The sequence below is a fragment of the Nocardia sp. FDAARGOS_372 genome (assembly GCF_002554515.1).
Classification (GTDB): domain Bacteria; phylum Actinomycetota; class Actinomycetes; order Mycobacteriales; family Mycobacteriaceae; genus Nocardia; species Nocardia farcinica.
This window is the reverse complement of the sequence record NZ_PDDW01000001.1, coordinates 863,092-887,958: the sequence shown is the minus strand read 5'-3', so window position 1 is coordinate 887,958 and position 24,867 is coordinate 863,092. Positions and strand designations below refer to the sequence as shown.

Genomic DNA, 24,867 nt, shown 5'->3' with positions numbered 1-24,867 from the left:
GGCGGATTCAGCGGGCGAGCGACAGTGACAGGCCCGCGACCGGACCGGACAGCGCGGCCTTCACCTGACGGGTGACGTCGTCGACGAGCACCTCGTCCTCGCCGCGTTCGAGTCCGTCGAAGACGGCCGCGGCCACGTCGGCCGGGCTGATCTTCGGCCCGGGGAAGCCGGCCACCATCTCGGTGTCGGCGAACCCGAGGTGCACCCCGACCACCCGCACGCCGCGCCCGGCCAGCTCCAGGCGCAGTGAATTGGTCAGCGACCACAGCGCCGCCTTCGAGGCGCCGTACGCCGCGGCGCCCGCACTCCACGACAGCACCGAGTGGATGTCGATCAGCGCACCACCGCCGTTGGCGGTCAGGATCGGCGCGAACGCCTGCGCGACCCGCAGCGGCCCGAACACGTTGGCGTCGAACGTGGCATGGACATCGGCCATGTCGGCGGTGAGCAGCGGCGCGGGGCGCAGGATCCCGGCGTTGTTCACCACGATCCGCACATCACCGGCCCGCGCCGCCAGCTCCGCCACCGAATCCGGGTCGGTGACCTCCAGCGGCAGCGGGACGACCCGCGGATCGTCGCTCGGTTTCGGTTCCCGCGCGGTCGCGTAGACCTTCCCCGCGCCCCGGGCCAGCAGTTCCTCGACGAAGGCGCGACCCAGACCGCGCTGCCCACCCGTCACCAGCGCGACGGACCCTCCGATTGCGTTCATCTCCATCCTTTCCCGCGGATTGCGGTTTAGATGATTATCATCATCTATCGGCGGGATGCGCAATACTGGGCGCGTCGACCGAGGGAAAGGGAGCACATGCCGCGAGCATCACGAGCCCAAGCGGAATCTCATCGGCAGCAGGTCGTCGCGGCGGCCTCGGCGCAGGTGCGCGCGCAGGGCGCCGAGCGGCTGACGGTCACGGACGTGATGGCCGCCGCCGGACTCACCCACGGCGGCTTCTATCGTCACTTCCGTAACAAGGACGACCTGGTGGCGCAGGCGTGCGCGGCCGCGTGCGCGAAGAAGGTCGCCGAGATGCGGGAGATGCTGGCGACGACCACGGACCCCGCAACGGCCCGGCGTGACTATCTGCGCCACTACCTGTCCGACCGCCACCGCGACCACCCCGACCACGGCTGCGGTATCGCCGCACTGGTCACCGACGTGGTACGCGCCCCCCACGACAGCCCCCTGCGCCGCACCTACCTGGACGGGCTACGGAACATGATCGACGGCCTCGCCGAATTCGGCGACCGCCCCGACGACCCCGACGACCGCGAGCGCGACGTGCTCGCCGAACTCGCGCTCATGGTCGGCGCCCTGGTGCTCGCCCGCGCCACCGCCGACGACGACCTCTCCGACCGCTTCCTCACCGCCGCCCGCGACCGCCTCGGCGGGGAGTGATCTCGATCCCCCTCCGGACACGAGGCGGCGCCCGGAGTCGGACGGACTCCGGGCGCCGCGGGTGTGTCTACTCCGCCGTCAGGTACACCGGCAGGTGGCGGTGGCCGTTGGAGATGAAGCTCTGCACCGTGCCGAGTTCGTCGGGGGCGGCGGCCAGGCGCAGGTTCGGGAAGCGGTCGAACAGGGCGGGGAGCGCGATGGACGCCTCGAGGCGGGCCAGCGGGGCGCCGAGGCAGTGGTGGGCGCCGTAGCCGAAGGCCAGGTGGTCCTTGGTGGTTCGGCTCAGGTCGAATTCGTCGGCGTTGTCGCCGAACACCTTCGGGTCGCGGTTGGCCGCGGCGTAGGAGGCCAGGATCGGCTCGCCCTTGGCGATGTGCACGCCCCCGACGTCGAGGTCGTCGACGGCGTAGCGCAACGGCAGGTGCGCGATGGGGGCCTCGAAACGCAGCGATTCCTCGACGACGTCGGTCCAGGTGGCCCGGCCCTCGGCGAGCGCGGCCCGCTGCTCGGGGTGTGTGAGGAGGGCGAAAACCGCCTGGTCGAGCAGGTTCACGGTGGTCTCGTGGCCCGCGCTGATCACCAGCAGCAGGGTGTCGAGGAGTTCCTGGTCGGTGAGGCTGGAACCCTCGTCGTCGCGCTGGGTGATGAGCAGGCTGGTCATGTCCTCGCCCGGGTTCGCACGCCGGTAGGCGATGAGTTCGCCCAGGATGCGGTACATTTCGCCGTAGTTGGCCTGGGCCTGCTCGGCGGTGAGCGAGGTGTCGAAGATGCCGTCCACGCAGGCGCGCAGGCCGGGATTGAGATCCTCGGGCACGCCCATCAGTTCCGAGATCACCTGGATCGGCAGCGGATAGGCGAACGCCTCGCGCAAGTCGACGGCCTCGCCCGCGGGGGTCTGCGCGAGGGTGTCGAGCAGTTCCTTGGTGATCCGTTCCACCTGCCCGCGCATCGCCTCGGTGCGGCGCGCGGTGAAGGCGGGGGCGACCAGCTTGCGCAGGCGCCGGTGGTCGGCGCCGTAGGCGGTGAACATATTGGTCACCGCGACCCACAGGAAAAGCGGCCAGTCCTGGGAGATCTCGCCGTTGATGAAGGCGGGCCAGTGCTGGCGGGGATCCTTGGACACCCGGGGATCGACCAGGAGTTGCTTGAGCAGGGCGGGATCGGTGACCGACCAGGCCCGCACACCACCGGGCATCTCGACCGAGGTGACCGGCCCCCGCGCACGGAGACGTTCGGATTCGCCCTGGATATCGGCGCCGATCGGATCGAGCACGAGCGGCATCTGGGTTGACTCCATGGTCAGGAGCTCCTAACTGGCTGTGACCGCGAACGAACTAAGGTAAACCAAACTCTTTGTGACAGAGCACATTCTGAACAGCAGTCGTGAATGGTACCAGCCGGTAGGAGCCGTGCACGCCGAGTCGCGTAGAACGCCCGCCGCGTGCACGAATTCGCCACATCCGGCTGTCGACCGGGGCGAGAATGCCCAGGGGCCGGGCTGGTCCGGCGCGCGCGCACCGCTTAGCGTTGTCGGGATCGACCCGGAGCACATCGACCACGTGGAGGCCCTCTGTGACAAACTCCAATCCGACGATCGACGGCCGTCCCGTCGTACCCGGTGCACCGATGGACCCGGACGGGCCGCGCTTCCCGATCTACACCCCGGAGTTCGCCGCGGACCCGCACGGCGCCTACGCCGAGATGCGCCGCCATCACCCGTCCCTCGCTCCGGTGGAGATCGCTCCCGGCGTGCCCGCGACACTGGTGATCGGTTACCGGACCGCGGTGCGGATCCTGCACGACCCGGAGCGCTTTCCCGCCGACCCGCGCGCGTGGCAGAAGAAGGTGCCCGCCGACTGCCCGATCCTGCCGATGCTGGAGTGGCGGCCGAACGCCCTGCGCAGCAGCGGTTTCGACCACGTGCGCTATCGGTCGGCGAACAAGTCGGCGATCGAGGGCGTCGATCTGCACGCCATGCACGCGGTGGTCGAGCGGATCGCGGTGCCGTTGATCAACGGCTTCTGCGCGGACGGGCGCGCCGATCTGCTCAGCCAGTACATCCACCCGCTGGTGTTCACCGCGCTGAACACGATGCTCGGCTGTTCGGCCGACATCGGCCAGCGGGTGGCGGCGGGCATGGCCGCGGTGTTCGAGTCCGGGGAGGGCGCCGAAGCCGGTAACCAGATGCTGCTCGAGGCGCTGCTCGAGCTCACCGGCTACCGGCGGGCGCACCCCGAGGACGACATCACCTCCCGGCTGGTCACCCACGAGACGGGGCTGACCGACGAGGAGATGATCCACCAGCTGGTCACCCTCTACGGCGCGGGCATCGAGCCGGAGGTGAACCTCATCGCCAACACGGTGCTGCTGATGCTCACCGACGACCGGTTCGCCGGCAGCGTGCTCGACGGCAGGCTCAAGACCCGCGACGCGCTCGACGAGGTGCTCTTCACCGACCCGCCGATGGCGAACTACTGCGTGAGCTACCCGCGCCAGCCGATGCTGGTGGACGGGGTGTGGCTGCCCGCCAACGAGCCGGTGCTGATCAGCATGTCGGCCTGCAACAACGATCCGGCGGTCAATCCCGGTGGCGCCGACGCGCTCCCGCTCAACAGTTCCCACCTGGCCTGGAGCGCGGGCCCGCACAGCTGCCCCGCCCACCAGGTCGCGACCCTGATCGCCCAGGACGCCATCGACCAGCTCCTCGACGCGCTCCCCGAGATCGAGCTGGCCGTGCCCCGCGAGCAGTTGACCTGGCGCCCCGGCCCGTTCCACCGCGCCCTGGAATCGCTACCGGTCACCTTCCCGCCGACGGCGCCGTTGACGACCCCCGCCTGAGCCGGCCGCCGCCGCCCGCCCGACCACGCGCCCGGCAGAGCACACCACCTCCTCCGACGGCCCGCGGCCACCGCCGCGGGCCGTCGACGCTGGCGCCCCGGGTGGATATGCCCGGCCGTGTCCCGGTTCGAGGAGCCCTGAGCCTTGACCCGGCCGGTGCCCGCGGTCGAGTTCCACACCGCCGGTGCCCATTTCGAGAAACCGTCCAGCAATCCCCGCATGAAAACTGGAACTCTCGGTACCAGATACCGAATCATAGGGATTTGCCTGCAACTTCGAGTACACCGGTATCGGTGACGAAGAAGACAATCGTCCACTCCACCCGGATGTCGGGTGTTTCGGTCAGGTTTCCGCTAACATCCAGCGACGGAAGGCAGGTCGGCACAAGGACCGGGCGGTCGGGGGTCTGGCGGCACTGCCGGAGGTGGAAGGACAACCGAATGACGTCGGCGCAGTTCAAGTCTCGCTTGAACAGATTGATCGAGCGCTGGGAAGCCGAACACGGCACGACGGTGACGAACGCGATGCTCATCGAGCGCATGGGGAGGGCGGGATATTCGGTGTCACCGGCGTATCTGTCGCAGCTGCGGACAGGACGCCGATCCAACCCCTCACCGGCGTTCCTGGCGGCGCTGGCCGAGGCCATGAACGCACCGCCGGACTACTTCCTCTACGGTGATGCGGTGGACGGCGGGGGCGACGGCAACAGCGACGACGGACTGCTCGGCGATGTCCGTGACCCGAAGCTGCGCGGTCTCATGCGCGCGGCGGCCGGGCTCTCGGAGGACTCGCAGCGCCTGCTCATCTCGCTCGCCGACAAACTGCGCGACGCGGAGGGCCGCTCGGGTGGCACCACCGCCGAGTTGTATCCGTGAGTGCGAGGAGGCACGGTGGAGCCAGGAACGGTCGTGGTCACCGGCGGCAGCCGCGGTATCGGCGCCGCCACCGCGCGCAGGCTGGCCCGCGACGGTTTCGCGGTGCACCTGACCTACCGTGAGCGCGCCGACGCCGCCGATCGGCTGGTGCGCGAGATCGCCGGCTCCGGCGGCCGCGCCCGCGCCACCCGGGTGGACCTGAGCGTGCCCGGCGACGTCGACGCGCTCTTCGCCGCCGTGGACGCCGACTCCGCCCCGCTGGTCGGCCTGGTCAACAACGCCGGACTGCTGGAAACCCAGTGCCGGGTGGCCGACCTCGACGCCGCCCGCCTGCACCGGGTGATGGCCGCCAACGTGGTTGGCCCGATGTTGTGCGCCGCCGCGGCGGTGCGGCGGATGTCGACCCGCCACGGCGGGCGCGGCGGCGCGATCGTCAACGTCTCGTCGGTCGCCGCCCGGCTCGGCGCGCCCGGCGAGTACGTCGACTACGCCGCGAGCAAGGGCGCTCTCGACACCTTCACCCGCGGCCTGGCCGCCGAGGTGGCGGGCGAGGGGATCCGGGTGAACGCGGTGCGGCCCGGTTACATCCACACCGACATCCACGCGCTCGGCGGTGACCCCGACCGGGTCGAACGGCTCGGCCCGGCCCTGCCGATGGGTCGCGGCGGGCGCCCGGAGGAGGTGGCGGAGGCGATCGCCTGGCTGCTCTCCGCCGCCGCCTCCTACACCACCGGCAGCTTCCTCGACCTGGCCGGCGGACGCTGATCCGACCGACGCGGCGGTCAGCCCTTGAGCCGCAGCACCGCGAGCACCCGCCGGTGATGGGTGTCCGAGGGCGGGAGATCGAGTTTGGTGAAGATGTTGCCGATGTGCTTCTCCACCGCACGTTCGGTGACGGTGAGCGACGCGGCGATGGCGTTGTTGGACAGGCCCTGCGCCATCAGCTCGAGCACCTCGCGTTCGCGCGGGGTGAGCCGGGCCAGATGATCCTGCTGGCGGGAGGCGCCCATCAGCTGACTCACCACCTCGGGGTCGAGGGCCGTGCCGCCGGTGGCGACCCGGTACAGGGCGTCGACGAAGTCGCGGACGTCGGCGACCCGGTCCTTGAGCAGGTAGCCGACGCCGCCCGCGCCGCCGGCGAGCAATTCGGTGGCGTAGCGGGTCTCGATCCACTGCGAGAAGACCAGGACACCGGTCATCGGATACTTGCGGCGCAGTTCGATGGCCGCCAGCAGACCCTCGTCGGTGAAGGTCGGCGGCATGCGCACATCCACCACCGCCACGTCCGGGTTGTGCTCGCCGACCACGTCGCTCAGGCTGCCCGCCTCCCCCACCATCGCCACCACCTCGTGCCCGCGTTCGGTGAGCAGACCGGCCAGGCCGTCGCGCAGGATGGCACTGTCCTCGGCGATGACGATGCGCAACGGCGCGCTCACTGCGGGTCCTCCAGCGGCAGCACGATGGTCACCACGGTGGGGCCGCCGAGCGGGCTCGCCACGGTGAGGCTGCCGTCGACCGCGCGGGCGCGGGCCGCCAGCCCGGCCAGCCCGCTGCCCGCCGACGACGCACCCTCGGCGGGCGGCAGCACGCCGCCGATCCCGTTGTCGCGCACCGTGACCGCCAGGGTGCGGATGCTGTCGGGCAGCACCGAGACCCAGGCGCGCTCGGCTCGCGCGTGCTTGACGACGTTGGTCAACAACTCGGCGACCGAGAAATAGGCGATCGCCTCGACGGCCGGACTCGGCCTGCGCGGCAGGTGCACCCGCAATTCCACCGGCACCGCGCATCGCGCCGTCAACGTCTCCAAGGCCGGGCCGAGTCCGAGCTCGAGGGCGGGCGGATGGATGCCGCGGACCAGTTCGCGCAGTTCGGTGAGCGCCTCCTTGGAGCTGGCGTGCGCGTCGGCGATGAGGTCGCGGGCGTCGCCGCCCGCCGCCAGTCGCTCCTCGGCGCGGCCCAGCGCCATCGCGATCGTCACCAGCCTGGCCTGGGTGCCGTCGTGCAGGTCACGTTCGACCCGGCGCAGCGTCGCCGCGGCGTCCTCGACGGCGGCCCGCCTGCTCTCCCGCAGTTCGGCGAGCTGACGGTCCCGCGTCGTCTCGGCCAGCAGCGCCACGGTCAGCATCCGGTGCAGCAGGCAGACGCCGCGCACCAGCCACGGCACCGCGAAGCAGGCGAGGACGCCCACCGCCGCGACACCGAGCACGCGCGGCCAGGTGTCGACGTAGAAGCTGCCGAACTGCATCAGCGAGTGCCGCGCGACGCCGTTCTCGTCCACGTTCACCGGATCGAACAGCGCCCACGGGATCGGCGAGAGCGCGGTGAACACCGCCACCGCCACCGCCGTGAGCACCAGGTAACCGAGCACGACGCCGACGATCGCCTGCGCCAGCAGGAACAGCAGGGCCCGCCAGCTCACCCGATCGGTGAACGCGCCCCTGAGAAAACCGAGGAACCCGCGCGGCGGCGCGAACTCCGGTGGCGCGGGCACCGTGGTGTCGAGCAGATGTTCGGCGAGGCCGCGATAGATCGCGCCCCACACCCGACCGCCGAGCAGCACCAGCGCCAGCACCGGGACACCGACCACGAGGACCGACAGGTACAGCCCGCCGCCGATACCGAAGAACACCCAGCACACCGCGACGCACCCGAGCGCGAACGCCGTCACCAGGTAGACCAGTTCCTTCCACGTGCGTGCCTCGACGGGTGCGCGCAGCACCGCGGGCACGGTCCGGCGCGGCGGCGGCAGCGGCGCCACCGGGCGATCGAGGACGAGCGTGGGTTCGGTCGAGGTCTCGGTCATGCCATCCATCCTGGTTCCCGGGGGTGCCGGTGCCGAGGGAGCTGACCACCGGATCGAGGGTGGGGCCAGCCACACCACGGCTCACTCGGCCTGTGCGCGGCGGGCGACCAGCACCTCCAACCCGTCGAGGATGCGCTGCAGACCGAACTCGAAGTGCTCGAAGGCCGGGTCGAACGCGGCCGCCGACAGCGAGGCCATCACCGGATACCGCCCCGACGCCATCGCCTGCTCCAGCACCGGTGCCTGCGCCTGCCAGAACTCCGCGTCGGTCATCCCGGTGCTGCGCTCGGCGTCGCGCTGGTAGAGCTGGGTGCGGGCGGCGCCGGCGACATAGCTCTCGACCATCACCAGCACCGAGACCAGTTCCGGGTCGGACAGTTTCATCGGCATGATGCGGCCCATCAGGAGTTCCATGTTCGCCAGCGCGCCGGGACCGAGCACGGGCCGGGTCTGGTTCACCTGGAGCAACCACGGGTGCCGCCGGTAGAGCTCGAGCGTCTGGTGGGCGTAGAAGCGCAGGGTCTCCCGCCAGTCCGCGTCGGCGCCGACCTCCTCGTCGGGGTACTGGACACGGTCGAGCATGAGGTCGAGCAGTTCGGCCTTGCCGGGCACGTAGCGGTACAGCGACATGGCGCCGGTCCCGAGTTCGGCGGCCACCCGGCGCATGGTGACCGCGGCCAGCCCCTCCGCGTCGGCCACCCGCACCGCGGCCTCGACGATCCGGTCCAGCGTCAGCGTCGGCTTGGGCCCGCGACTCGGCCGGGGGCCGGTGTTCCAGAGCAGGTCGAGCGTGCGCGCCAGGTCGCCGCGGCCGCTCGCCTCGGTGGTCGTCATGCGTCCCAGGGTAATCGCTTGGCGAAAAACCGAGTACGTTGTACTCTCATTTGGGTACAACGTACTCGGTTTTGCGGTGCGGTTCGCGAGGACACGGGTTCTGCGCCGACAGGGTCCGCGACGACAAAGTTCGCGACGACAGGGTTCGCGACAACACGGGAGGACGACGGGTGAACGACGACGCGGTGCGAGCCGAAGGGCTGCGCAAGAGATACGGGGACAAGAACGCGCTGGACGGCTTCGACCTGACCGTGCGGCGCGGGACCGTGCACGGCCTGCTCGGGCCGAACGGCGCGGGCAAGACGACGGCGGTGCGCATCCTGTCCACGCTGATCCGGCTCGACGGCGGCCACGCCACCGTCGCCGGGCTCGACGTGGCCCGTCGGCCGGCGCAGGTGCGCGCGCGCATCGGCCTCACCGGCCAGTACGCGGCGGTCGACGAGGTGCTGACGGGTCGGCAGAACCTGGAGATGTTCGGCAGGCTGTTCCACCTGGGCGCCCGCCGTGCCCGCCAGCGCGCCGACGAGCTGCTGGAGCGTTTCGACCTGGTGGCGGCGGCCGACCGCGGCGTCGGCAAGTACAGCGGCGGCATGCGGCGCAGGCTGGACCTGGCCGCGTCGATGATCCTGGCGCCGGACGTGCTGTTCCTGGACGAGCCGACCACCGGCCTGGACCCGCGCAGCCGCGGCGAGGTGTGGGAGGCGGTACGGGCCCTGGTCGCCGACGGCACCACGGTGCTGCTCACCACCCAGTACCTCGAGGAGGCCGACCGGCTGGCCTCCCGGATCACCGTGATCGACGCCGGTCGCGCCATCGCCGACGACACCCCGGACGGGCTGAAGAACGCGGTGGGCGGCGATCTGATCGAGGTGGTCGCCGCCGAGTCCGCCGACCTGCCGTTGGTGGCGAAGGTGGTGGCCCGGGTGTGCACGGGCGAACCGGACACCCACGACGCCGAACGCCGCGTGTACGCGCCGGTCACCGACCGCGTCGCCGCGCTCACCGAGGTCGCCAGGACCCTGCAGGACGAGGGCGTGGCCGTCGAGGACATCGGCCTGCGCAGGCCGAGTCTCGACGACGTGTTCCTGCACCTGACCGGACACCGCACCGCCGCCGAGGAGGCCGCCTGATGACCACGCTCACCCGCTCGCGCGCCTACTGGACGCTGGCCGACTGCTGGAACGTGGTGCGCCGCGGGCTCACCCACTACCAGCGTCAACCGGTGAACATCGCCTGGCAGCTCGGTTTCCCGATCCTGTCGGTGCTGCTCTACGGCTACGTGTTCGGCAGCGCGATGACCGTGCCCGGCGGCGGTGACTACCGCGACTTCCTGATGCCGGGCATGTTCGTGATGACGATGGCGTTCGGCTTCATCCACACCGCGTCGCTGGTCGTCCACGACTCCGCCAAGGGCGTGATCGACCGCTTCCGTTCCATGCCGATGGCGCCCTCGGCGGTGGTGTCCGGGCGCGGCGTCACCGATCTGATCGTGGCGTGCGCGGAGCTGACCATCCTGATGATCACCGCGTTCGTGATCGGCTGGCGACCCGACGGCGGGCTGCTCGGCGCGGTCGCGGCCTTCGCCCTGCTGCTGTGGTTGCGGATCGCGCTGATCTGGGTCGGGGTGTGGCTGGGACTGCTGGTGCCGAACGCGGAGGCGGCGGGCAACCTGTTCGTCGTCGCCTTCCCGTTGACGATGATCTCCAGCATCTTCGTCGCGCCCCAGCTCATGCCCGGCTGGCTCGGTCACATCGCGGCGTGGAATCCGATCTCGGCCACGGTCGGCGCCACCCGCGAACTGTTCGGAACCCCGGTCGGCAGCGGGGATTCCTGGGTCGAACAGCACGCGGTGCTGATGGCGGTGGTCTGGCCGCTGCTGCTCACCGCGGTGTTCCTGCCGCTGGCGGTGCGCCGCTTCCAGCGCCTGAGCCGCTGACGACGGCTCCCGCACCCGGCACTGCGGGTGCGGGAGCTCACTCAGGGGGCCTGCCGGATGCGCGTGTTCTGGAAGCTCGCGAACAGCCAGCGTCCGTCGCGCCGGACCGCGGTCCTGGTCTGGATCGACCGGTCGGCCGGATCGCCGGTGGTGGCCCCGCCGCGCAGCACGCAGACCCCGCTGGTCACCACCACCGCGACGTCGGGCGCCGGGAATCCGATGGTGGTGCGTTCCGGCTCGGACAGCCGGGTGTCGCGCATGAAGCCGTCGAAGCCCTCCTGCATGACGCGCGCGAGTTCGGCGCTGCCCTCGATGTGTTCGCCGATCACCGAGACGAACACCGCGTCGGGGGTGAACGTCGCGGCGAACGCGGCGCCGTCGCCCGCGGCCCACGCCGCGGATTGGGCGCGCAGCAGTGCGTGCAGCGCGGCGCGGTCGGTGGTGTCGGTGGTGTCGGTGGTGGTCATGGTGGCTCCTCGGGTCAGCGCGCGCGGCGCAGGCCGGCGTATTCGGCGGCGGCGAAGGTCGCGACGATCGCGGCGCCGGACAGCAGGAAGGCGACGCCGAGCCCGGTCAGGTCCAGCACCCGGGCGCAGGCCAGGACCACCATGCCCACCACGGACGCGCTGTTCACCAGCACGACGGTCCGAGCGTGGCGGACGGCCTGCCGCGCGCGGCCGCCGAGCAGTACCAGCGCCAGGGCGCCCGCGAGCATCACCACGCCGAAGCCGAGCGAGAGCCCGGTGGGCACCCCGAGCGGATCCCGCAGCGCCGCCGCGCCCGCCAGCAACACCGCGCCGAAAACACCGGTCCCCCAGCCGTCCACGCGCAGGGCGGTGCACAGCAGTGCCGTGTCCGGCGCCGTCGTCACCGTGCTCATCGGCTCGTTCCTTCCGATCATCGTGCTCATGGCACCACCCTGGCCGGGGCCGGGTCGGCTCCGCAATGACCTCGGAGGTCATGGTGGCGCCCCCGTGCCCGCCGCTACCCTGACCGGGTGGTGGCGACCAGCAAACGACCGGTGACCAGCGATCGACCGGCGACCGACTCCCGGGTCGGCGCACTCCTGCGCGAGTGGCGGCAGCGCCGCCGATTGAGCCAACTCGACCTCGCCCTGCTCGCCGACACGTCGGCCCGGCACCTGTCCTACGTGGAAACCGGCAGGTCGCGACCGAGCCGGGCGATGGTGCTGCGCCTGTGCGCGGCGCTGGATGTGCCACTGCGCGACCGCAACACGCTGCTGCTGGCCGCCGACTACGCCCCCGCCTACCGGGAGAGCGACCTGCACGACGTGAGCCTCGCGCCGGTGCGGGCCGCGCTGGAAACCATGCTCACCGCGCACGAGCCGTATCCGGCGGTGGTGGTGGACCGGCTGTGGAACGTGCTGCTCGGCAACGCCGCGATGCCGATCCTCACCGCGGGCCTGCCGCCGCACCTGCTCGAGCCCGCCCCCAACGTCTACCGGATGGTGCTGCACCCGCAGGGGCTGGCCGCGCGGCTGGTCAACCACGCCCAGGTGCGGCGGCTGTTCCTGGAGCGCCTGACCCGCCAGATCGCCGGAAGCGACGACCCGGCCCTGCGGGCACTGCACCGCGAGGTCGAGAGCTACCCCGAGCCGCCCGAGGACCTCGCCGCGCCCGCGCCGCCCAGCCCCTTCGAGGTGCCCATCCGGATCCGCACCCCCGCGGGTGAACTGGCGATGTTCTCCACCATGGCCACCTTCGGCGCCCCCGCCGACGTCACCCTCTCCGAACTCGCCATCGAGTTGTTCTATCCCCTCGACGATTTCACCGCCGCGGTGCTGCGCGCGGCCACCCCGGCGGACTCAGCCCGCGAAACGCTCGGTGACGTCCACGATCTCGGGGTACCGGCCGGGTAGGTCCGGCAGCCCACCACCGCGCAGCCGGGCGTCGAGAAAACCGCGGACGATGTCGTTCACGATCGCGCCCGCACGCTCGGGGGCGATGTCGCCGATCAGTCCGAGCGTCCGCAGCAGCGGTGAGAAGTACTGCTGGTCCATGAAATTGTTGTGCGCGGTGCCCCGCACGTACAGGATCGGGCTGCCCGCTCGCGCCGCGGCGCGCAGATGCTCGAGTTCGCGGCGCGCGACCGCGGTGTCGCGGTCGACCTCGGCGCGGCTCGCCCCCAGCTCGGCGAGTTCGGCATCGCTGTAGACGTGCCCGCGCCGCACCCTGTCGTAGAGGTCGAAGGCCTGCTCGGAGTAGACGAACAGGAACGGCTCGGCCAGCGGCGCGCGATCGCGGAACCGATACAGGGTGCCGTCGAGGTCGATGCCGGTCGTGACGCGCGGGTCGTAGGCGGCGTCGTAGGCGGCGGCGCCGCCGAAGGAGTGCCCGACCACGCCCACCCGCCCGGTGTCGAGCCGTCCGGCGAACCGCGGATCGGCGTTCAGCGCGGGCAACCGGTCGAGCACGGCGGTGACGTCGGCGGTCCACACCTGTCCGACCTCGTCGCGGTAGTCGGGTTCGCCGATGCGGTCCTCGTCGGTGCGCATGGTGGCGAGGCGGCCACCGGGCAGCGCGGTGGCCCGGGTGCTGTAGGTGTGGTCGATCGCGAACACCGCGTAGCCGTGCGCGGCCAGGTCCTCGGCGAGGGACGTGTGATAGAACCGCGCGGAACCGTAGCCGTGGTTGAGCAGCACCACCGGGAACGGGTGCCCGGAATCCGCGATCGGCACGTTCGCGCGGGCATGGGTCGGGATCTCGGTGAGATAGTCCAGCCCGCGTGCCGGGAGCCCGAAGCCGCGGGCGATCTGCTCGGTCACCGCGGTCCCGCCCGGCACGAGCGGGGCGAGCGAGCCGTCGGTGTCGCGCGCCGGGTACCACACCTGCACCATCAACTCCCGCGGCGCGGTGGGATCGGGGCCGAAGACCTCGCGCCGCTCGGTGTCCACCAGGTGCAGTGTGGTCGTGCCGACCGGATGCGCACCGGTGGGTGCGGGCAGCCGGAAGGTCGGGAACACGAGGGCGGCGGCGACGGCGACCGCCACCGTGGCCACCGCCGTCACCGCGGCGACGGCGACGACCGACCGCCGCCGGGTCACAACCGCACCCGTTCGTGCTCGGCCAGGTACATGCCGTCGCCGGGCCGGACCTCGAAGGCCGTGTGGAATTCGGCCATGTTGCGGACCACCTGGTTGACCCGGAACTCGGCGGGCGCGTGCGAATCCAGTCCGAGGGTCGCCGCGGTGTACTCCGGCGTCGCGGTGTGCCGCCAGATGCGGGCATAGGACAGGAACAGCGCTCGCCAATCGGGTTCGGCGGCTCCCGCGCGGGCGGCGGCGATGCGGTAAGCGGCCAGTGCGGTGCTCACCCCACGGATGTCGGCGAGGTTCTCGGTGACGGTGAGCGCGCCGTTCACCCGCCGGTCCGGCGGCATGCCGGCCGGGACGAGCGGATCGTACTGGGCGATCACGGCTTTCGTCTTCGTCTCGAACGCCGCCTTGTCCGCGCTCGTCCACCAGTCGCGCAGGGTGCCGTTCTCGTCGTAGCGGGAGCCGCCGGTATCGAAGCCGTGCCCGATCTCGTGACCGATCACCACGCCGATCGCGCCGTAGTTCACCGCGGGCGCGGCGGCCGGGTCGAAGAACGGCGGTTGCAGGATCGCGGCGGGGAACACGATGTGGTTGATCTCCCAGCTGTAGTTCGCGTTCACCTCCACCGGGGTCAGCATCGTCCACTCCCGCCGATCGACGGGCCGGTCCAGGCGGCCGAGCCGGTGGCGGAATTCGTGGTTCTCCACCGCGCGCAGCGAGGCGAGCAGTTCGCCGGGACGCACCACCAGGCCCGAGTAGTCACGCCAGGTGTCCGGGTAGCCGATGAGCGCCACGATCTTGTCGACCTTGGCCAGCGCGGTGCGGCGGGTCTGTTCCGACATCCAGTCCGCCTCGGCGAGGCGCTGTCGGTAGGCGGCGAGCAGATCCTCGACCAACTGCTCGACCTGCCGTTTGGATTCGGCCGGGAAGTGCCGCTGCGCGTATTCGCGGCCGAGTGCGTCCCCCATCTTCGTGCGCACGAACCGCACCGCGGCCCGCCAGCGCGGCGGCGGCTGCTGGATGCCCGTCTGCGCCCGCTCCGCCCAGTCGAAGTGCGCGTCGGCGAACGCCGCGGGCAGCACCGGCGCATAGTGGTCGAACAGTCGCAGCCGCAGGTACTCCCGCCACCGACCGGCGTCCTCGGCCTCCCACAGCCGGGCCAGCGCCGCGGGATACTCGGGTTGATCGACCAGCACGGTCTCGAACCGGGCGCGCTGCCCACCGAGGCCGTCGAGCCAGGCATCCCAGTCGAATCCCGGTGCCCGGTCCCGCAATTCGGTCCAGGACCAGGGGTGATACGACGACAGCGAGTCCACCCACCGCACCATGTCGACGTGGCCGGCGGCGAGCCGGGTCTCCAGGTCGAACACCCGCTCGGCCACGCCCGCCGGATCGGGCAGGCCCGCGGCGGTCGCGATGCGGGTCAGGTAACCGCGGTAGGCCGTGCGCAGTTCGCTGTGGACGGGCTCACGGTAGTAGGCCTCGTCCGGCATCCCCAGCCCCGACTGCACCAGGTACGGACGGTGCCGGGTGGAGTCCTTGCGGTCGGGCTCGACCCGCAGCCACACCGGACCGGTGACCTCGAGAGGGCACCCGCGACCCGCGCCAGGTCGGATTTCGTCGCGGCGGCGTCGATCTCACCCAGCAGGTCGGCCAGCGGACGGGTGCCCGCGGCCTCGATCGCGGCGGTGTCCAGGTAGGCCCGGTACAGATCGCGCAGCCTGCGCGCGTCGGTGCCCGGCCCGGCGTCGTCCGGCGCTTCCAGGATCTCCCGCAGCCGGTCCTCGGTGCGGTCGGCGAGTTCCTCGAAGGTGCCGTGCGACGCCTTGTCCGGCGGTAGCCGGTAGTCGCGCAACCAGCCGCCGTTCACGTGCCGGAACAAGTCGTCCTGCGGACGCACAGCCGGATCGACGCCGGTCAGATCCGGCCCGGCCGTACCCGTCGGTGCGGCGGCGTCCTCCCCCGCGCAGGAGGCCAGCGTCACCGCCAGCGGCACCGCCGCGCCGACCGTGAGGAATCGGCGCCTGTCCCATCGCAGGCCACACGCTCTGCGCCCCGGCGCAGCCCCGTTCTCCGTCATGATCGCGACAGTAGGATTTCGGGCGGTCGCGGGAATCGGGCTGCCGGACGACATCCGGGTCAGCCTGCGGACGGATCACTCCCCGGATTCCACCCTGAGATCGGCCGCCGACACCGGAAATTCGATTGGCCCGGCACCCGCCCGTCGATACGGTGCGGATATGACCGACCTCGACTATCTGAAGGTGAACAAGGCGCTGTGGGACGAGCGGGTGCCCGTGCACCTGGGCAGCGAGTTCTACGACCTGGACGGCTTCCTCGCCGGCGCCGAGGCGCTGCGCCCGTTCGAACTGGCCGAGGTCGGCGACGTCGGCGGCGCCGATCTGGTTCACCTGCAATGCCATTTCGGGCTCGACACCCTGGCCTGGGCCCGGCACGGCGCCCGTGTCACCGGGCTGGACTTCTCCGCGCCCGCCATCGAGGCGGCCCGCCGGATCGCCGACTCCGCGGGCCTGTCCGCGCGGTTCGTCACCGCCGACGTCTACTCCGCCGTCGACGAACTCGCCGCCACCTACGACATCGTCTACACCGGTATCGGCGCCCTGTGCTGGCTGCCCGACATCACCCGGTGGGCGCGGGTCGTCGCCGCGCTGCTGCGGCCCGGCGGCTTCCTCTACCTCGCCGAATTCCACCCCTTCACCGACGTGCTCGACGACGCCACCGGCACCACCGTCACCCTCGACTACTTCGCCGAGGGCCCCGAGGTCTGGGACGAGCCGGACGCGGGCACCTACGCCGACCGGGGTGCGTCCCTGCGCAACACCACCTCGGTGGAGTTCCGCCACGGCCTCGGCGAGATCCTCACCGCGTTGGCCGCGGCCGGGTTGCGGCTCGAGTTCCTGCACGAGCACGACCACACCCTGTTCCCGCGATTCGAGGCGCTCGAGCGGCACGGGATCGAGTACCGGTTCCCGCCGGGGCGGGCGCGGGTACCGCTGATGTACTCGTTGAAGGCGACCCGGCAGCGGTGACCGGCCGGGCGCGTACCCGGCCCGGTTCCGCCGGCGTTCAGTTCGCGGTGCGCCGTTCGTAGGCTGCCCGGGCCCGCTCGTGCGCCGTGCGCAGCAGGGTCCGGCAGACCTCGTCGGTGCGCGGGCCGGGAGCCACGACCGCCAGCCAGCCCGCGCCGCCGTAGACCGGGTGCGCGATCACCGTGTCCACCGCGCCCGGATCCTCCTCGGGCGCAGCGTTTTCCCGCGGCGTGCGCCCCAGGGTCGCGACGAACGCCTCCCGCCCGGCGGCGATGTTCAGCCGGAACACGCCGGGGCGGTCGAGGCGGGAGCTCTCGTCGTCGGGATAGTTCTTGGTGACGACGGTGGCGAAGGGCTGGGTGCGGGTGGGTACCCGGCCGTCCGGGGCGTAGTAGAAGAACAGGTCGCCCCAGGCCAGTTCCGGCGAACCGTCACCGGGACCGGGCCGCAGCGTCAGCACACCACCGAGGGATTCGAGGAATTCGGCGATCTCGTCGATACTCATGCTTCGAGCGTTACATTGAAGTGCTTGTGGCGACCTGGACCCGAGTATGCCGAGGTGAATGCGTGGAAAGCCGCAACAGTGGGCCGATGCGGACGGTGACCGTCGCGCGCCGCAGCGGATATTCGGTGCAGCAGATCCGCAATCTCGAGGGCGACGGCGTGCTCCCACCCGCGGCCCGCACCGACAGCGGCTATCGGGTCTACGACGACCGCCACGTGCGCGCCGCCCGCGCCTATCGCGCACTCGCCGCGGCCGTCGGCCCGGTGGAGGCCAAGACGATCATGCGCACCGTGCACGCCGCGCCGGTCGCCGAGGCACTGGCCCGGCTCGACGCCGCGCACGCCGACCTCGACCGCCAACGCCGCGACCTGCGGGCGGCCGAAGCCGCCGCGCACGCCATCGCCGACGAACCACTCACCGCGGTCCGTCCCGCCGACGCGATGACGGTCTCCGAACTCGCCGACGCACTCGGCATCCGCGCCTCCACGCTGCGCCACTGGGACGCCGAGGGCCTGGTCGTACCCGGGCGGGCGGGCGGTGCCCGGCGCTACTCCCCCACCGACGTCCGCGACGCCCGCATCGTCCACCAGCTCCGCCGCGCGGGCCACCGCATCGACGACCTGCGCACCCTGCTCCCCCACTTCCGCGGCGCCCGCAGGCACGAGGTCCTGGCCGCCCTCGCCGCCCGCGGCGAAACCCTCACCCGCCGCTCCCGCGCTCTGCTCACCGCCGCCGCCGAACTCGACGGGCTGCTGGCGGAGGGCAGTTGAGCGATAAGGTTCCTCCATTGACGACCACGAGTACCCGGGGGAATGGCCGATGACCGTCGCCACCGACAATCGCCGCGAGAGTCCGCGCTCGAAACGGGGCGCCATCCTGGCGGTCGCGATCGAGAAGTTCGGGCGTACCGGCTACGAGCACACCAAGTGGGCGTCCATCGCCGACGAGGTCGGCCTCGGCCAGACCGCCCTGTACCACTACTTCGAGTCCAAGGCTCACTGCCTGCTCACCATCATGTGCCTCGAACTGGCCGACTCGGTGGCGCGGTTCGAGACCGCCACCGAGGGCATCGAGGATCCCATTGAGGCGTTGCGCGCGGCCGTGGGCGGCGCGCTGGCTGCCACGCCGAGCGAGGCGTTGCGGCGTCGGATCCTGCAGAATCACCTGGATCTGCTGGCCGCGGAACGGCCGTCGGAGAAGGAGGAAGCCGAGCGGTTGCGCTCGCGGGAACTCGTGCAGAAGATCGAGTCGCGGTGGACGGCGCTCATGGTGCGCGGGGTCGAGGCCGGCGTTTTCGTCGACGACGATCCCCGCACGCTGGGCAAACTGGTGCTGGGCATGATCGTCAGCGTGTGGCGCTGGTATCAGCCGGACGGCCCGCTCACCCTGGACCAGATCACCGAGACGGTCCGCGAGGCCGCCGTCCGGGTAGCGGCGCGGTAGCAACCCCCGACCGTCCCGATGCGCCGGGCTCACCGCCCCAGGGCCCACCCCAGCGCCGCGGCCAGCGTCTCGTGCTGGAAGTCGAAGCCGATGCTCTCGAGCACCTTCGGCCGCATCTTGTGCCCGTGCAGCAGTTCCGCTCCGGCTTCGCCGCCGATCAGTTTCAGCACCGCGCCGGGCAGGACCAGCACGGCGGGGCGGCCCAGCGCCGCGCCGAACGCCTTGGCGAACCGGGCGTTCGTCACCGCTTCGGGGGCGACGAGGTTGACCGGGCCGCTGACGTCGGCGGTCATCAGGGTGGTCACCGCGGCGAGCCAGTCGGGCAGGGAGATCCACGGCATGTACTGGCGGCCGGAGCCGAAGCGGCCGCCGAGGCCGAGCTTGAAGATCGGCGACAGCTTGGCGATGACGTCGGAGTCCGTGGCGAGGACGTTGGAGGTGCGCAGCAGCACGACCCGCGTGCCCGCGGCGCGCGCCGGTTCGGTGGCGGCCTCCCAGTCGCGGCACATGGTGCCGAGGAAATCGCCTGCGGGCGGATCGGATTCGACGACGTCACGCTCACCGGTGTCGCCGTAGTACCCCGCGGCCGAGGCGTTGAGCAGCACCGGCACGCCCGCGGCCGCGACGGCGCCGGCGAAGATCCGGGTGGTGCCGATGCGGCTGTCCCGCAGCAGAGCGCGGTATTCGGGCGTCCAGCGCGCGCCGGCGATCGCGGCACCGCAGAGGTTGACGGCGACATCGGCGCCGGACAGGACCGCGGGGTCGAGCCGGCCGGTGTCCGGCTCCCAGCGGACCTCGCCGGGGGCCGCCGGTTCGCGACGGACCAGGCGGACGACATCGTGACCGTCGGCGCGGAGCCGGGTCGTCAGGTGATTGCCCAAGAAGCCGGATGATCCGACCATGACGATGCGCATGCCCGCAATTGTGCACCAAGACATTTCGGGCACGCCGGGTGACGTCCCCCGGGCCGCGCTCAGCGGGCCGCGAAGCTCGCCCAGGCCCTGATAACCACCTCGCCCTCCTGGTCGAGACCGGTCAGCGCGACGTCGACGCGGTCCTCGCCGTCCTCGACGTAGCGCTGCACGACGTACCCGGAGCAGGTGAGGGTGTCACCGGGCCACAGCGCGCGGGTGCAGCGGGTGCGGAAGCGGCGCACGGTGTCGGCGCCCAGCCAGCCGGTGGCGAAGGAGGCCAGCAATCCGGCCGCGAGCGGCGCGGCGGCCACCGTGAACTCCTCGGTGGCGACCCGGGATTCGAGCATGCCGGGGTGCCGGGCGGCGGCGCGGTGGCCGAGGAAATCGGACTCGGTGAGCGGGCCGAACGACACCGGCGCGGGGGCGGTCACGACGGCTCTCCGGTCGGCCGGGCGCCGCGCAGCCAGGATTCGGCGACCAGCCTGCCGGTGCGGTCGAAGTACCTGGTCAGCAGTTCGACGACGGTGACGAGTTCGCCGTGCGCGTCGGGGAGCCGGTGCACGCGCTCCACCCGTGACTGCGCCCGCAGGCGCTCACCCGCGCGGGGCGGCGGACCGAAGAAGCGGTGGTCCTGCTCGAGCGGGATGCCCGGCCAGTGCTGGGGCTCGGCGTACTCGCGCGCCGGTCCGAGGCCCGCGGGCAGGAAGGTCGGCGGCACCACCGGACGCTCCGGGTCGACGGCCGTGCCGGTGACGGCGGCGAACGCGTGCACGGCGGTCGCCTCCGGATGCAGGTCCACCGGTGCGCTGTGCGTCCCGGCCGTCGCGACGTGCGCCATCGCCACCATCCCTTCGCTCGTGGATGCGACCCACGGTAGGTGTGCTCGCGCGCCGTGACGCACACCCCTCCCGCTGATCGGGAAGCCCCGCGCACCCGGCGGAAAACCTGTCCGCTGACCGGGACAGCGGAGTACGCACCGACACCGCCCGGGGACCACCATCGGCATCCATCAGCACAATCCGGTGGAACATGGAGGTTTCGATGCCGGGTCACTCCCCGAACGGCCGCACAGCCCACGAAGCGGACGAAATCAGGCAGATCGAGGCCGCGCCCGCGCCGACCCGGTTCGCCCGTGGCTGGCACTGCCTCGGCCTGCTGAAGTCCTTCCAGGACGGCAAGCCGCACGAGATCAAGGCGTTCGGCACCACGCTGGTGGTCTTCCAGTCCGAGACCGACGGCGCACTGCACGTGCTCGACGCCTACTGCAGGCACATGGGCGGCAACCTCGCCGACGGCACCATCAAGGGCGACTCGATCGCCTGCCCCTTCCACGACTGGCGCTGGGGCGGCAACGGCCGCTGCACCGGTATCCCCTACGCCCGCCGGGTGCCGCCGCTGGCCAGGACCCGCTCCTGGCCCACGCTCGAGCGCAACGGCCAGCTCTACATCTGGCACGACCCGCAGGGCAGCAAGCCCACCGACGAGGTGACCATCCCCGAGATCGAGGGCTACGGCACCCCGGAATGGACGGACTGGACCTGGAATTCGATGCTGATCGAGGGCTCGCACTGTCGCGAGATCGTCGACAACGTCGTGGACATGGCGCACTTCTTCTACGTGCACTACGCCTTCCCGCGCTACTTCAAGAACGTCTTCGAAGGCCACGTCGCCACGCAGTACATGCGCTCGACGCCGCGCCACGACGTCGAGGTGGGCACCAACTACGACGACCCGAACTCCACCCTGCGCTCGGACGCCTCCTACTTCGGCCCGTCCTACATGATCGACTGGCTCTGGAGCGAGGCGAACGGCATGACGATCGAGACCGTGCTGATCAACTGCCACTACCCGGTGACCGAGAACTCCTTCGTGCTCCAGTACGGCGCGATGGTGAAGAAGCCGCAGGGCATGTCCGACGAGGACGCCGACGCGATGGCCGCGCAGTTCGCCCGCGGCGTGGAGGTGGGCTTCGAGCAGGACGTGGCGATCTGGAAGAACAAGGCGCCCATCGACAATCCGCTGCTGTCGGAGGAGGACGGGCCGGTCTACCAGTTGCGCCGCTGGTACAAGCAGTTCTACGTCGACGTCGAAAACATCACCGAGGACATGACCAAGCGCTTCGAGTTCGAGATCGACACCGAGCGCGCGGTGGCGAGCTGGGAAGCCGAGGTCGCCGACAACATCGCCCGGGGCGCCGTCCTGGACACCACCCGCTGAACCCTCCGACGACAGGAACGACACCCCGATGACCAAGGTTCTCGACAACATCGCCGCCATCGCCGACCGGCTGCGCGAGCAGTCCCCGGAGGCCGAGCGCCTGGGCCGGCTGCCCGACGACACCGCCAAGCTGCTCAAGTCGGCCGGTCCGATCCGCCTGCTCCAGCCGAAGAAGTACGGCGGGTTCGAGGCGCACCCGCGGGAATTCGCCGAGACGGTGATGGCCGCGGCCGCGCTCGACCCGGCCACCGGCTGGATCTGCGGCATCGTCGGCGTGCACCCGTGGCAGCTGGCCTTCGCCGATCCGAAGGTGCAGGAGGAGGTGTGGGGCGCCGACAACGACACGTGGATGGCCTCGCCGTACGCCCCCACCGGCATCGCGCGCCCGGTGGAGGGCGGCTACATCTTCAACGGCCGCTGGCAGTTCAGCTCGGGCACCGACCACTGCGACTGGATCTTCCTGGGCGCCATGCTCGGTGATCCGGAGGGCAACATCGCCACCCCGCCGACCATGCTGCACATGATCCTGCCGCGCAGCGACTACGAGATCGTCGAGGACTCGTGGAACGTGGTGGGACTCAAGGGCACCGGGTCCAAGGACATCATCGTCAAGGACGCCTTCGTGCCGTCGTACCGGGTGATGAACGGCGATCACGTGATCGACGGCACGGCGCAGCGGCAGTACGGCGTCACCGAGACGCTCTACAAGATGCCGTGGTCCAACATGTTCCCGCTCGGCATCACCTCCGCGGTGATCGGCATCGCCGAGGGTGCGCTGGCCGCACATCTGGACTACCAGCGCGACCGGGTGGGCGCGCAGGGCACCGCGATCAAGGACGACCCCTATGTCCTGTTCGCGGTCGGTGAGGCCGCGGCCGACATCAACGCCGCGCGCCAGGAACTGCTGGCCAACGTCGACCGGATGTGGGATCTGGTCGACGCGGGCAAGGAGGTGTCCTTCGCCGACCGGGCCGCGGGCCGGCGCACGCAGGTGCGGGCGGCCTGGCGGGCGGTGATGGCGGTGGACCAGATCTTCGCCCGCTCCGGCGGCAACGCGCTGCGCATGGACAAGCCGCTCCAGCGGTTCTGGCGGGATGCCCACGCCGGCCTCAACCACGCGATTCACGTGCCGAGCACCGTCTACCACGCCTCGGCGTTGAGCTCGCTGGGCATCGAGCCGCCCCAGCACCTGCGCTCGATGATCTGACCGAGTAGTTTCACCCCGAGACCCCGGGTCGCGCCGAAACGGCGCAACCCGGGGTCTTTTTGTGATTTTCGTCACGCTTCTTCGATTCTGTGACAGCTACCACACGAAACATGGTACGAATAGTCATATGCCTAATAGGACTATTGCGTTGGGCATCAGCTCGCAGACCCGCAGGGAGGGCCCCATGAACCACCAGGCCGACACCACCGCCCCCAGTGCCGTGCTCGATCGCGTCTCGCTCGTGCTCGACGCCTTCGACGGGCCGGGCAGGCTCACCCTCGCCCAGATCGTGCGGCGCACCGGACTACCCCGGTCCTCGGCGCACCGGATGCTGGACCGGCTGGTCCAGCTGCGCTGGCTGCGCCGCGAGGGTCGCGACTACGTCCTCGGCATCCGCCTGGTCGAACTGGGGTCGCTGGCCGTGCACCAGGACCGGCTGCACCGCGCGGCCATGCCGTATCTGCACGAGCTCCATCGCGCGACCGGGTTCCTCGTGCATCTGGCCGTGCTCGACGGACCCGACGTGGTGTACCTGGAGAAGATCGGCGGCCGCCTCTCCGCGGCCGTACCCACCCGCATCGGCGGGCGCAGACCCGCGCACTGTACGGGCGTCGGCAAGGCGCTGCTGGCGTACTCGGGCGAGGATCGGCTGGCGGCGCTCGGCACCGATCAGCTCAGCCGCAGCACCAAGTACTCCATCGCCAGCACCGCCCGGCTGCGCAGCGAACTCGACAAGATCCGCTCCTACGGCATCGCGCACGAACGCGAGGAGTCGCTGCCCGGCTTCGGCTGCGTGGCCGCGCCGATCGGTGAGGTCGGCGAGGCCGTCGCCGCGGTGTCGGTGTGCGGACCGGTGGACCGGCTGGCCTTCGACCACCGGCTCACCGCGCCGGTGCGCACCACCGCCCTGGCGATCTGGCGCAATCTCGACGACGGCATGTCACGGGTGCATCCGACGCTGCAGCAGGCGCGGCCACTGCCCGGCGGGGTGGCGCGCGCCGCGATGCCGTCTGCGCGTCCGCTCGAATACGCCTGACCGGCGTCAGCCCCGTTCGGGCCGCTCGTCCTGTTCCTTGACACGCTGCTCGACCTCGCGCCAGCGGCCCGGGGTCGGGCTGGCGTAGCGGCGGCGCTCGTCGTGCTCGGCGCCGCGCAGCACCGCGTCGGCGGCGTCGATGCGGTCGATCAGGTCCAGGGCGAGCTCGCGCTGGGTGGCCCAGTACCGCTCGGCCCACTCCAGCACGATCTGCGAATACGCCCAGCCCGCCTCCATCTTCGCGGCCTCGGCGTCGACGGCGGCGCGCTTCTCGATGGCGTCGACGTAATCGATGTGCTCCCGCAGAATCTCCTTCAGCCGCTCCGGGGAGCTGAGATGGCCGAACATGATCCGCAGCATCACGTGGTTCTTGAGCACCGGCTGATCGACCGGGGTGGTGTTGTGCCAGGCCGTGACGGCCTCGCGCCCGGCGTCGGTGATCCGGTAGAGCCGCCGCCCGCGCATCGCGTTGTCGGCGTCCACGCGGGAGGTGGCCAGTCCGTGCTGCTCGAGCTTCTTCAGCTCCGAGTAGATCTGGCTGTGCGAGGGGCTCCAGTAGAAGTACCGCAGGCTCCAGTCCGCCCACTTCTTCAGGTCGTAGCCGGAGATCTCCTCCTCGTAGGAGAGCATGGCGAGCACGGCCCAACTGGTCGGGGGGAGGTTGACCAAGGCTGGTTCCGGTTCGCTCGTCGGCACCGGGAAATGCTAGCAATCAGGCAATTCACCCGTCCGAGCCCAGCCACTCACCGGGATACGGCACC

General features: G+C 71.1%; 28 protein-coding genes and 1 pseudogene. 13 read left to right on the top strand and 16 right to left on the bottom strand.

Annotation, left to right across the window (positions count from 1 at the left end; genetic code table 11):
• Positions 1–7: 7 nt before the first annotated feature.
• The gene (locus CRM89_RS04495; protein ID WP_098086875.1) at positions 8–709 is read right to left on the bottom strand and encodes an SDR family oxidoreductase; all 702 of its coding nucleotides are present in this window, start codon (positions 707–709) and stop codon (positions 8–10) included.
• Between the two features lie 96 nt (positions 710–805).
• Here CRM89_RS04495 and CRM89_RS04490 point away from each other — a divergent pair, with 96 nt between their 5' ends.
• On the top strand, positions 806–1,393 hold the full coding sequence (locus CRM89_RS04490; RefSeq protein WP_098083293.1) for a TetR/AcrR family transcriptional regulator: 588 nt from the start codon (positions 806–808) through the stop codon (positions 1,391–1,393).
• Positions 1,394–1,460: 67 nt separating this feature from the next.
• Here CRM89_RS04490 and CRM89_RS04485 read toward each other — a convergent pair whose 3' ends face one another.
• Positions 1,461–2,690, bottom strand: a complete 1,230-nt coding sequence (locus CRM89_RS04485) for a cytochrome P450 (RefSeq protein WP_011208825.1) — start codon at positions 2,688–2,690, stop codon at positions 1,461–1,463.
• A gap of 275 nt (positions 2,691–2,965) precedes the next feature.
• Between CRM89_RS04485 and CRM89_RS04480 the strand changes: the two genes are divergently transcribed.
• Positions 2,966–4,231, top strand: coding sequence for a cytochrome P450 (locus CRM89_RS04480; protein ID WP_011208824.1), 1,266 nt, complete (start codon positions 2,966–2,968; stop codon positions 4,229–4,231).
• A gap of 253 nt (positions 4,232–4,484) precedes the next feature.
• On the opposite strand, the gene CRM89_RS30745 is transcribed toward CRM89_RS04480, so the two are convergent.
• On the bottom strand, positions 4,485–4,763 hold the full coding sequence (locus CRM89_RS30745) for a hypothetical protein (RefSeq protein WP_172964441.1): 279 nt from the start codon (positions 4,761–4,763) through the stop codon (positions 4,485–4,487).
• Positions 4,764–4,791: 28 nt separating this feature from the next.
• Between CRM89_RS30745 and CRM89_RS30740 the strand changes: the two genes are divergently transcribed.
• Together CRM89_RS30740 and CRM89_RS04465 are read left to right on the top strand one after the other, a co-directional pair.
• Positions 4,792–5,106 carry a helix-turn-helix transcriptional regulator gene (locus tag CRM89_RS30740; protein WP_098083291.1) on the top strand — a complete coding sequence of 105 codons (315 nt, stop codon included), beginning with the start codon at positions 4,792–4,794 and terminating at the stop codon, positions 5,104–5,106.
• A 15-nt stretch (positions 5,107–5,121) separates the two neighbouring features.
• Entirely contained in the window at positions 5,122–5,871 is a 750-nt protein-coding gene (locus tag CRM89_RS04465; protein WP_060591893.1) for an SDR family oxidoreductase, read from the top strand.
• A 17-nt stretch (positions 5,872–5,888) separates the two neighbouring features.
• On the opposite strand, the gene CRM89_RS04460 is transcribed toward CRM89_RS04465, so the two are convergent.
• The 3 genes from CRM89_RS04460 to CRM89_RS04450 form a co-directional block, all read right to left on the bottom strand.
• The gene (locus CRM89_RS04460) at positions 5,889–6,542 is read right to left on the bottom strand and encodes a response regulator transcription factor (RefSeq protein ID WP_086838962.1); all 654 of its coding nucleotides are present in this window, start codon (positions 6,540–6,542) and stop codon (positions 5,889–5,891) included.
• Entirely contained in the window at positions 6,539–7,909 is a 1,371-nt protein-coding gene (locus CRM89_RS04455) for a sensor histidine kinase (protein ID WP_098083290.1), read from the bottom strand. Before CRM89_RS04455 ends, CRM89_RS04460 begins: the two co-directional genes overlap by 4 nt.
• 81 nt (positions 7,910–7,990) lie before the next feature.
• Positions 7,991–8,743, bottom strand: coding sequence for a TetR/AcrR family transcriptional regulator (locus CRM89_RS04450; RefSeq protein WP_086838964.1), 753 nt, complete (start codon positions 8,741–8,743; stop codon positions 7,991–7,993).
• Between the two features lie 170 nt (positions 8,744–8,913).
• Between CRM89_RS04450 and CRM89_RS04445 the strand changes: the two genes are divergently transcribed.
• Both CRM89_RS04445 and CRM89_RS04440 read left to right on the top strand, forming a co-directional pair.
• On the top strand, positions 8,914–9,873 hold the full coding sequence (locus tag CRM89_RS04445) for an ATP-binding cassette domain-containing protein (protein ID WP_086838966.1): 960 nt from the start codon (positions 8,914–8,916) through the stop codon (positions 9,871–9,873).
• Positions 9,873–10,679, top strand: a complete 807-nt coding sequence (locus CRM89_RS04440) for an ABC transporter permease (protein WP_098083289.1) — start codon at positions 9,873–9,875, stop codon at positions 10,677–10,679. The genes CRM89_RS04445 and CRM89_RS04440 overlap by 1 nt, the downstream gene beginning before the upstream one ends.
• Before the next feature lie 41 nt (positions 10,680–10,720).
• Here the strand turns inward: CRM89_RS04440 and CRM89_RS04435 are convergent, their stop codons facing one another.
• Together CRM89_RS04435 and CRM89_RS04430 are read right to left on the bottom strand one after the other, a co-directional pair.
• Positions 10,721–11,146: an SgcJ/EcaC family oxidoreductase gene (locus tag CRM89_RS04435; RefSeq protein ID WP_086838968.1), complete on the bottom strand. Its 426-nt coding sequence runs from the start codon at positions 11,144–11,146 to the stop codon at positions 10,721–10,723.
• Between the two features lie 14 nt (positions 11,147–11,160).
• The gene (locus CRM89_RS04430; protein WP_086838970.1) at positions 11,161–11,589 is read right to left on the bottom strand and encodes a hypothetical protein; all 429 of its coding nucleotides are present in this window, start codon (positions 11,587–11,589) and stop codon (positions 11,161–11,163) included.
• 87 nt (positions 11,590–11,676) lie between these two features.
• On the opposite strand from CRM89_RS04430, the gene CRM89_RS04425 reads away from it, so the two are divergent.
• Positions 11,677–12,558: a helix-turn-helix domain-containing protein gene (locus tag CRM89_RS04425; protein WP_086838972.1), complete on the top strand. Its 882-nt coding sequence runs from the start codon at positions 11,677–11,679 to the stop codon at positions 12,556–12,558.
• Here the strand turns inward: CRM89_RS04425 and CRM89_RS04420 are convergent.
• From CRM89_RS04420 to CRM89_RS32175, 3 genes and pseudogenes are all read right to left on the bottom strand, one after another.
• Positions 12,505–13,743, bottom strand: a complete 1,239-nt coding sequence (locus CRM89_RS04420; RefSeq protein ID WP_086838974.1) for an alpha/beta fold hydrolase — start codon at positions 13,741–13,743, stop codon at positions 12,505–12,507. The two genes, CRM89_RS04425 and CRM89_RS04420, sit on opposite strands and share 54 nt — an antisense overlap.
• Positions 13,740–14,372, bottom strand: coding sequence for a M13-type metalloendopeptidase (locus CRM89_RS32180; RefSeq protein ID WP_228821735.1), 633 nt, complete (start codon positions 14,370–14,372; stop codon positions 13,740–13,742). Before CRM89_RS32180 ends, CRM89_RS04420 begins: the two co-directional genes overlap by 4 nt.
• A 195-nt stretch (positions 14,373–14,567) precedes the next feature.
• A pseudogene (locus CRM89_RS32175) lies at positions 14,568–15,814 on the bottom strand (M13 family peptidase); the annotation flags it as partial.
• A gap of 160 nt (positions 15,815–15,974) precedes the next feature.
• Between CRM89_RS32175 and CRM89_RS04405 the strand changes: the two are divergent.
• On the top strand, positions 15,975–16,784 hold the full coding sequence (locus CRM89_RS04405) for a class I SAM-dependent methyltransferase (protein ID WP_098083286.1): 810 nt from the start codon (positions 15,975–15,977) through the stop codon (positions 16,782–16,784).
• A 37-nt stretch (positions 16,785–16,821) separates the two neighbouring features.
• Here the strand turns inward: CRM89_RS04405 and CRM89_RS04400 are convergent, their stop codons facing one another.
• A complete protein-coding gene (locus tag CRM89_RS04400) occupies positions 16,822–17,289 on the bottom strand; it encodes a DUF6194 family protein (RefSeq protein WP_060591907.1) in 468 nt (155 codons plus the stop codon).
• An 86-nt stretch (positions 17,290–17,375) separates the two neighbouring features.
• Between CRM89_RS04400 and CRM89_RS04395 the strand changes: the two genes are divergently transcribed.
• Together CRM89_RS04395 and CRM89_RS04390 are read left to right on the top strand one after the other, a co-directional pair.
• Positions 17,376–18,059, top strand: coding sequence for a MerR family transcriptional regulator (locus CRM89_RS04395; RefSeq protein WP_172964439.1), 684 nt, complete (start codon positions 17,376–17,378; stop codon positions 18,057–18,059).
• Between the two features lie 49 nt (positions 18,060–18,108).
• Positions 18,109–18,732 carry a TetR/AcrR family transcriptional regulator gene (locus CRM89_RS04390; RefSeq protein WP_098083284.1) on the top strand — a complete coding sequence of 208 codons (624 nt, stop codon included), beginning with the start codon at positions 18,109–18,111 and terminating at the stop codon, positions 18,730–18,732.
• A 29-nt stretch (positions 18,733–18,761) separates the two neighbouring features.
• Here CRM89_RS04390 and CRM89_RS04385 read toward each other — a convergent pair whose 3' ends face one another.
• Genes CRM89_RS04385 through CRM89_RS04375 form a run of 3 tightly spaced genes read right to left on the bottom strand, consistent with a single transcriptional unit; the run spans position 18,762 to position 20,484 of the window.
• Positions 18,762–19,646: a TIGR01777 family oxidoreductase gene (locus CRM89_RS04385; protein ID WP_060591939.1), complete on the bottom strand. Its 885-nt coding sequence runs from the start codon at positions 19,644–19,646 to the stop codon at positions 18,762–18,764.
• Positions 19,647–19,705: 59 nt separating this feature from the next.
• Complete coding sequence (locus CRM89_RS04380) at positions 19,706–20,077, bottom strand: hypothetical protein (protein ID WP_011208782.1); 372 nt, start codon at positions 20,075–20,077, stop codon at positions 19,706–19,708.
• Positions 20,074–20,484, bottom strand: coding sequence for a hypothetical protein (locus CRM89_RS04375; RefSeq protein WP_107103118.1), 411 nt, complete (start codon positions 20,482–20,484; stop codon positions 20,074–20,076). The genes CRM89_RS04380 and CRM89_RS04375 overlap by 4 nt, the downstream gene beginning before the upstream one ends.
• Before the next feature lie 191 nt (positions 20,485–20,675).
• Between CRM89_RS04375 and CRM89_RS04370 the strand changes: the two genes are divergently transcribed.
• The 3 genes from CRM89_RS04370 (at position 20,676) to CRM89_RS04360 (ending at position 24,106) form a co-directional block, all read left to right on the top strand.
• Complete coding sequence (locus CRM89_RS04370) at positions 20,676–21,863, top strand: Rieske 2Fe-2S domain-containing protein (protein WP_098083282.1); 1,188 nt, start codon at positions 20,676–20,678, stop codon at positions 21,861–21,863.
• Between the two features lie 28 nt (positions 21,864–21,891).
• Positions 21,892–23,070: an acyl-CoA dehydrogenase family protein gene (locus CRM89_RS04365; RefSeq protein WP_011208779.1), complete on the top strand. Its 1,179-nt coding sequence runs from the start codon at positions 21,892–21,894 to the stop codon at positions 23,068–23,070.
• Positions 23,071–23,254: 184 nt separating this feature from the next.
• Entirely contained in the window at positions 23,255–24,106 is an 852-nt protein-coding gene (locus tag CRM89_RS04360; protein ID WP_060593391.1) for an IclR family transcriptional regulator, read from the top strand.
• A 6-nt stretch (positions 24,107–24,112) separates the two neighbouring features.
• Here CRM89_RS04360 and CRM89_RS04355 read toward each other — a convergent pair whose 3' ends face one another.
• Positions 24,113–24,736: a PadR family transcriptional regulator gene (locus tag CRM89_RS04355; RefSeq protein ID WP_081433300.1), complete on the bottom strand. Its 624-nt coding sequence runs from the start codon at positions 24,734–24,736 to the stop codon at positions 24,113–24,115.
• Positions 24,737–24,867: the final 131 nt, after the last annotated feature.

Excerpts from the sequence above, each read along its gene's own strand:
- CRM89_RS04485 (WP_011208825.1), bottom strand. The coding sequence starts at position 2,690 with ATGGAGTCAACCCAGATGCCGCTCGTGCTCGATCCGATCGGCGCCGAT.
- CRM89_RS30745 (WP_172964441.1), bottom strand. The coding sequence starts at position 4,763 with ATGAGCATCGCGTTCGTCACCGTCGTGCCGTGTTCGGCTTCCCAGCGC.
- CRM89_RS04365 (WP_011208779.1), top strand. The coding sequence starts at position 21,892 with ATGACCAAGGTTCTCGACAACATCGCCGCCATCGCCGACCGGCTGCGC.
- CRM89_RS04395 (WP_172964439.1), top strand. The coding sequence starts at position 17,376 with ATGCGGACGGTGACCGTCGCGCGCCGCAGCGGATATTCGGTGCAGCAG.
- CRM89_RS04385 (WP_060591939.1), bottom strand. The coding sequence starts at position 19,646 with ATGCGCATCGTCATGGTCGGATCATCCGGCTTCTTGGGCAATCACCTG.
- CRM89_RS04430 (WP_086838970.1), bottom strand. The coding sequence starts at position 11,589 with ATGAGCACGATGATCGGAAGGAACGAGCCGATGAGCACGGTGACGACG.
- CRM89_RS04435 (WP_086838968.1), bottom strand. The coding sequence starts at position 11,146 with ATGACCACCACCGACACCACCGACACCACCGACCGCGCCGCGCTGCAC.
- CRM89_RS04370 (WP_098083282.1), top strand. The coding sequence starts at position 20,676 with ATGGAGGTTTCGATGCCGGGTCACTCCCCGAACGGCCGCACAGCCCAC.
- CRM89_RS04405 (WP_098083286.1), top strand. The coding sequence starts at position 15,975 with ATGACCGACCTCGACTATCTGAAGGTGAACAAGGCGCTGTGGGACGAG.
- CRM89_RS04490 (WP_098083293.1), top strand. The coding sequence starts at position 806 with ATGCCGCGAGCATCACGAGCCCAAGCGGAATCTCATCGGCAGCAGGTC.
- CRM89_RS04400 (WP_060591907.1), bottom strand. The coding sequence starts at position 17,289 with ATGAGTATCGACGAGATCGCCGAATTCCTCGAATCCCTCGGTGGTGTG.
- CRM89_RS04450 (WP_086838964.1), bottom strand. The coding sequence starts at position 8,743 with ATGACGACCACCGAGGCGAGCGGCCGCGGCGACCTGGCGCGCACGCTC.
- CRM89_RS04390 (WP_098083284.1), top strand. The coding sequence starts at position 18,109 with ATGACCGTCGCCACCGACAATCGCCGCGAGAGTCCGCGCTCGAAACGG.
- CRM89_RS04440 (WP_098083289.1), top strand. The coding sequence starts at position 9,873 with ATGACCACGCTCACCCGCTCGCGCGCCTACTGGACGCTGGCCGACTGC.
- CRM89_RS04455 (WP_098083290.1), bottom strand. The coding sequence starts at position 7,909 with ATGACCGAGACCTCGACCGAACCCACGCTCGTCCTCGATCGCCCGGTG.
- CRM89_RS04375 (WP_107103118.1), bottom strand. The coding sequence starts at position 20,484 with ATGGCGCACGTCGCGACGGCCGGGACGCACAGCGCACCGGTGGACCTG.
- CRM89_RS04360 (WP_060593391.1), top strand. The coding sequence starts at position 23,255 with ATGAACCACCAGGCCGACACCACCGCCCCCAGTGCCGTGCTCGATCGC.
- CRM89_RS04355 (WP_081433300.1), bottom strand. The coding sequence starts at position 24,736 with ATGCTCTCCTACGAGGAGGAGATCTCCGGCTACGACCTGAAGAAGTGG.
- CRM89_RS04495 (WP_098086875.1), bottom strand. The coding sequence starts at position 709 with ATGAACGCAATCGGAGGGTCCGTCGCGCTGGTGACGGGTGGGCAGCGC.
- CRM89_RS32180 (WP_228821735.1), bottom strand. The coding sequence starts at position 14,372 with ATGCTGACCCCGGTGGAGGTGAACGCGAACTACAGCTGGGAGATCAAC.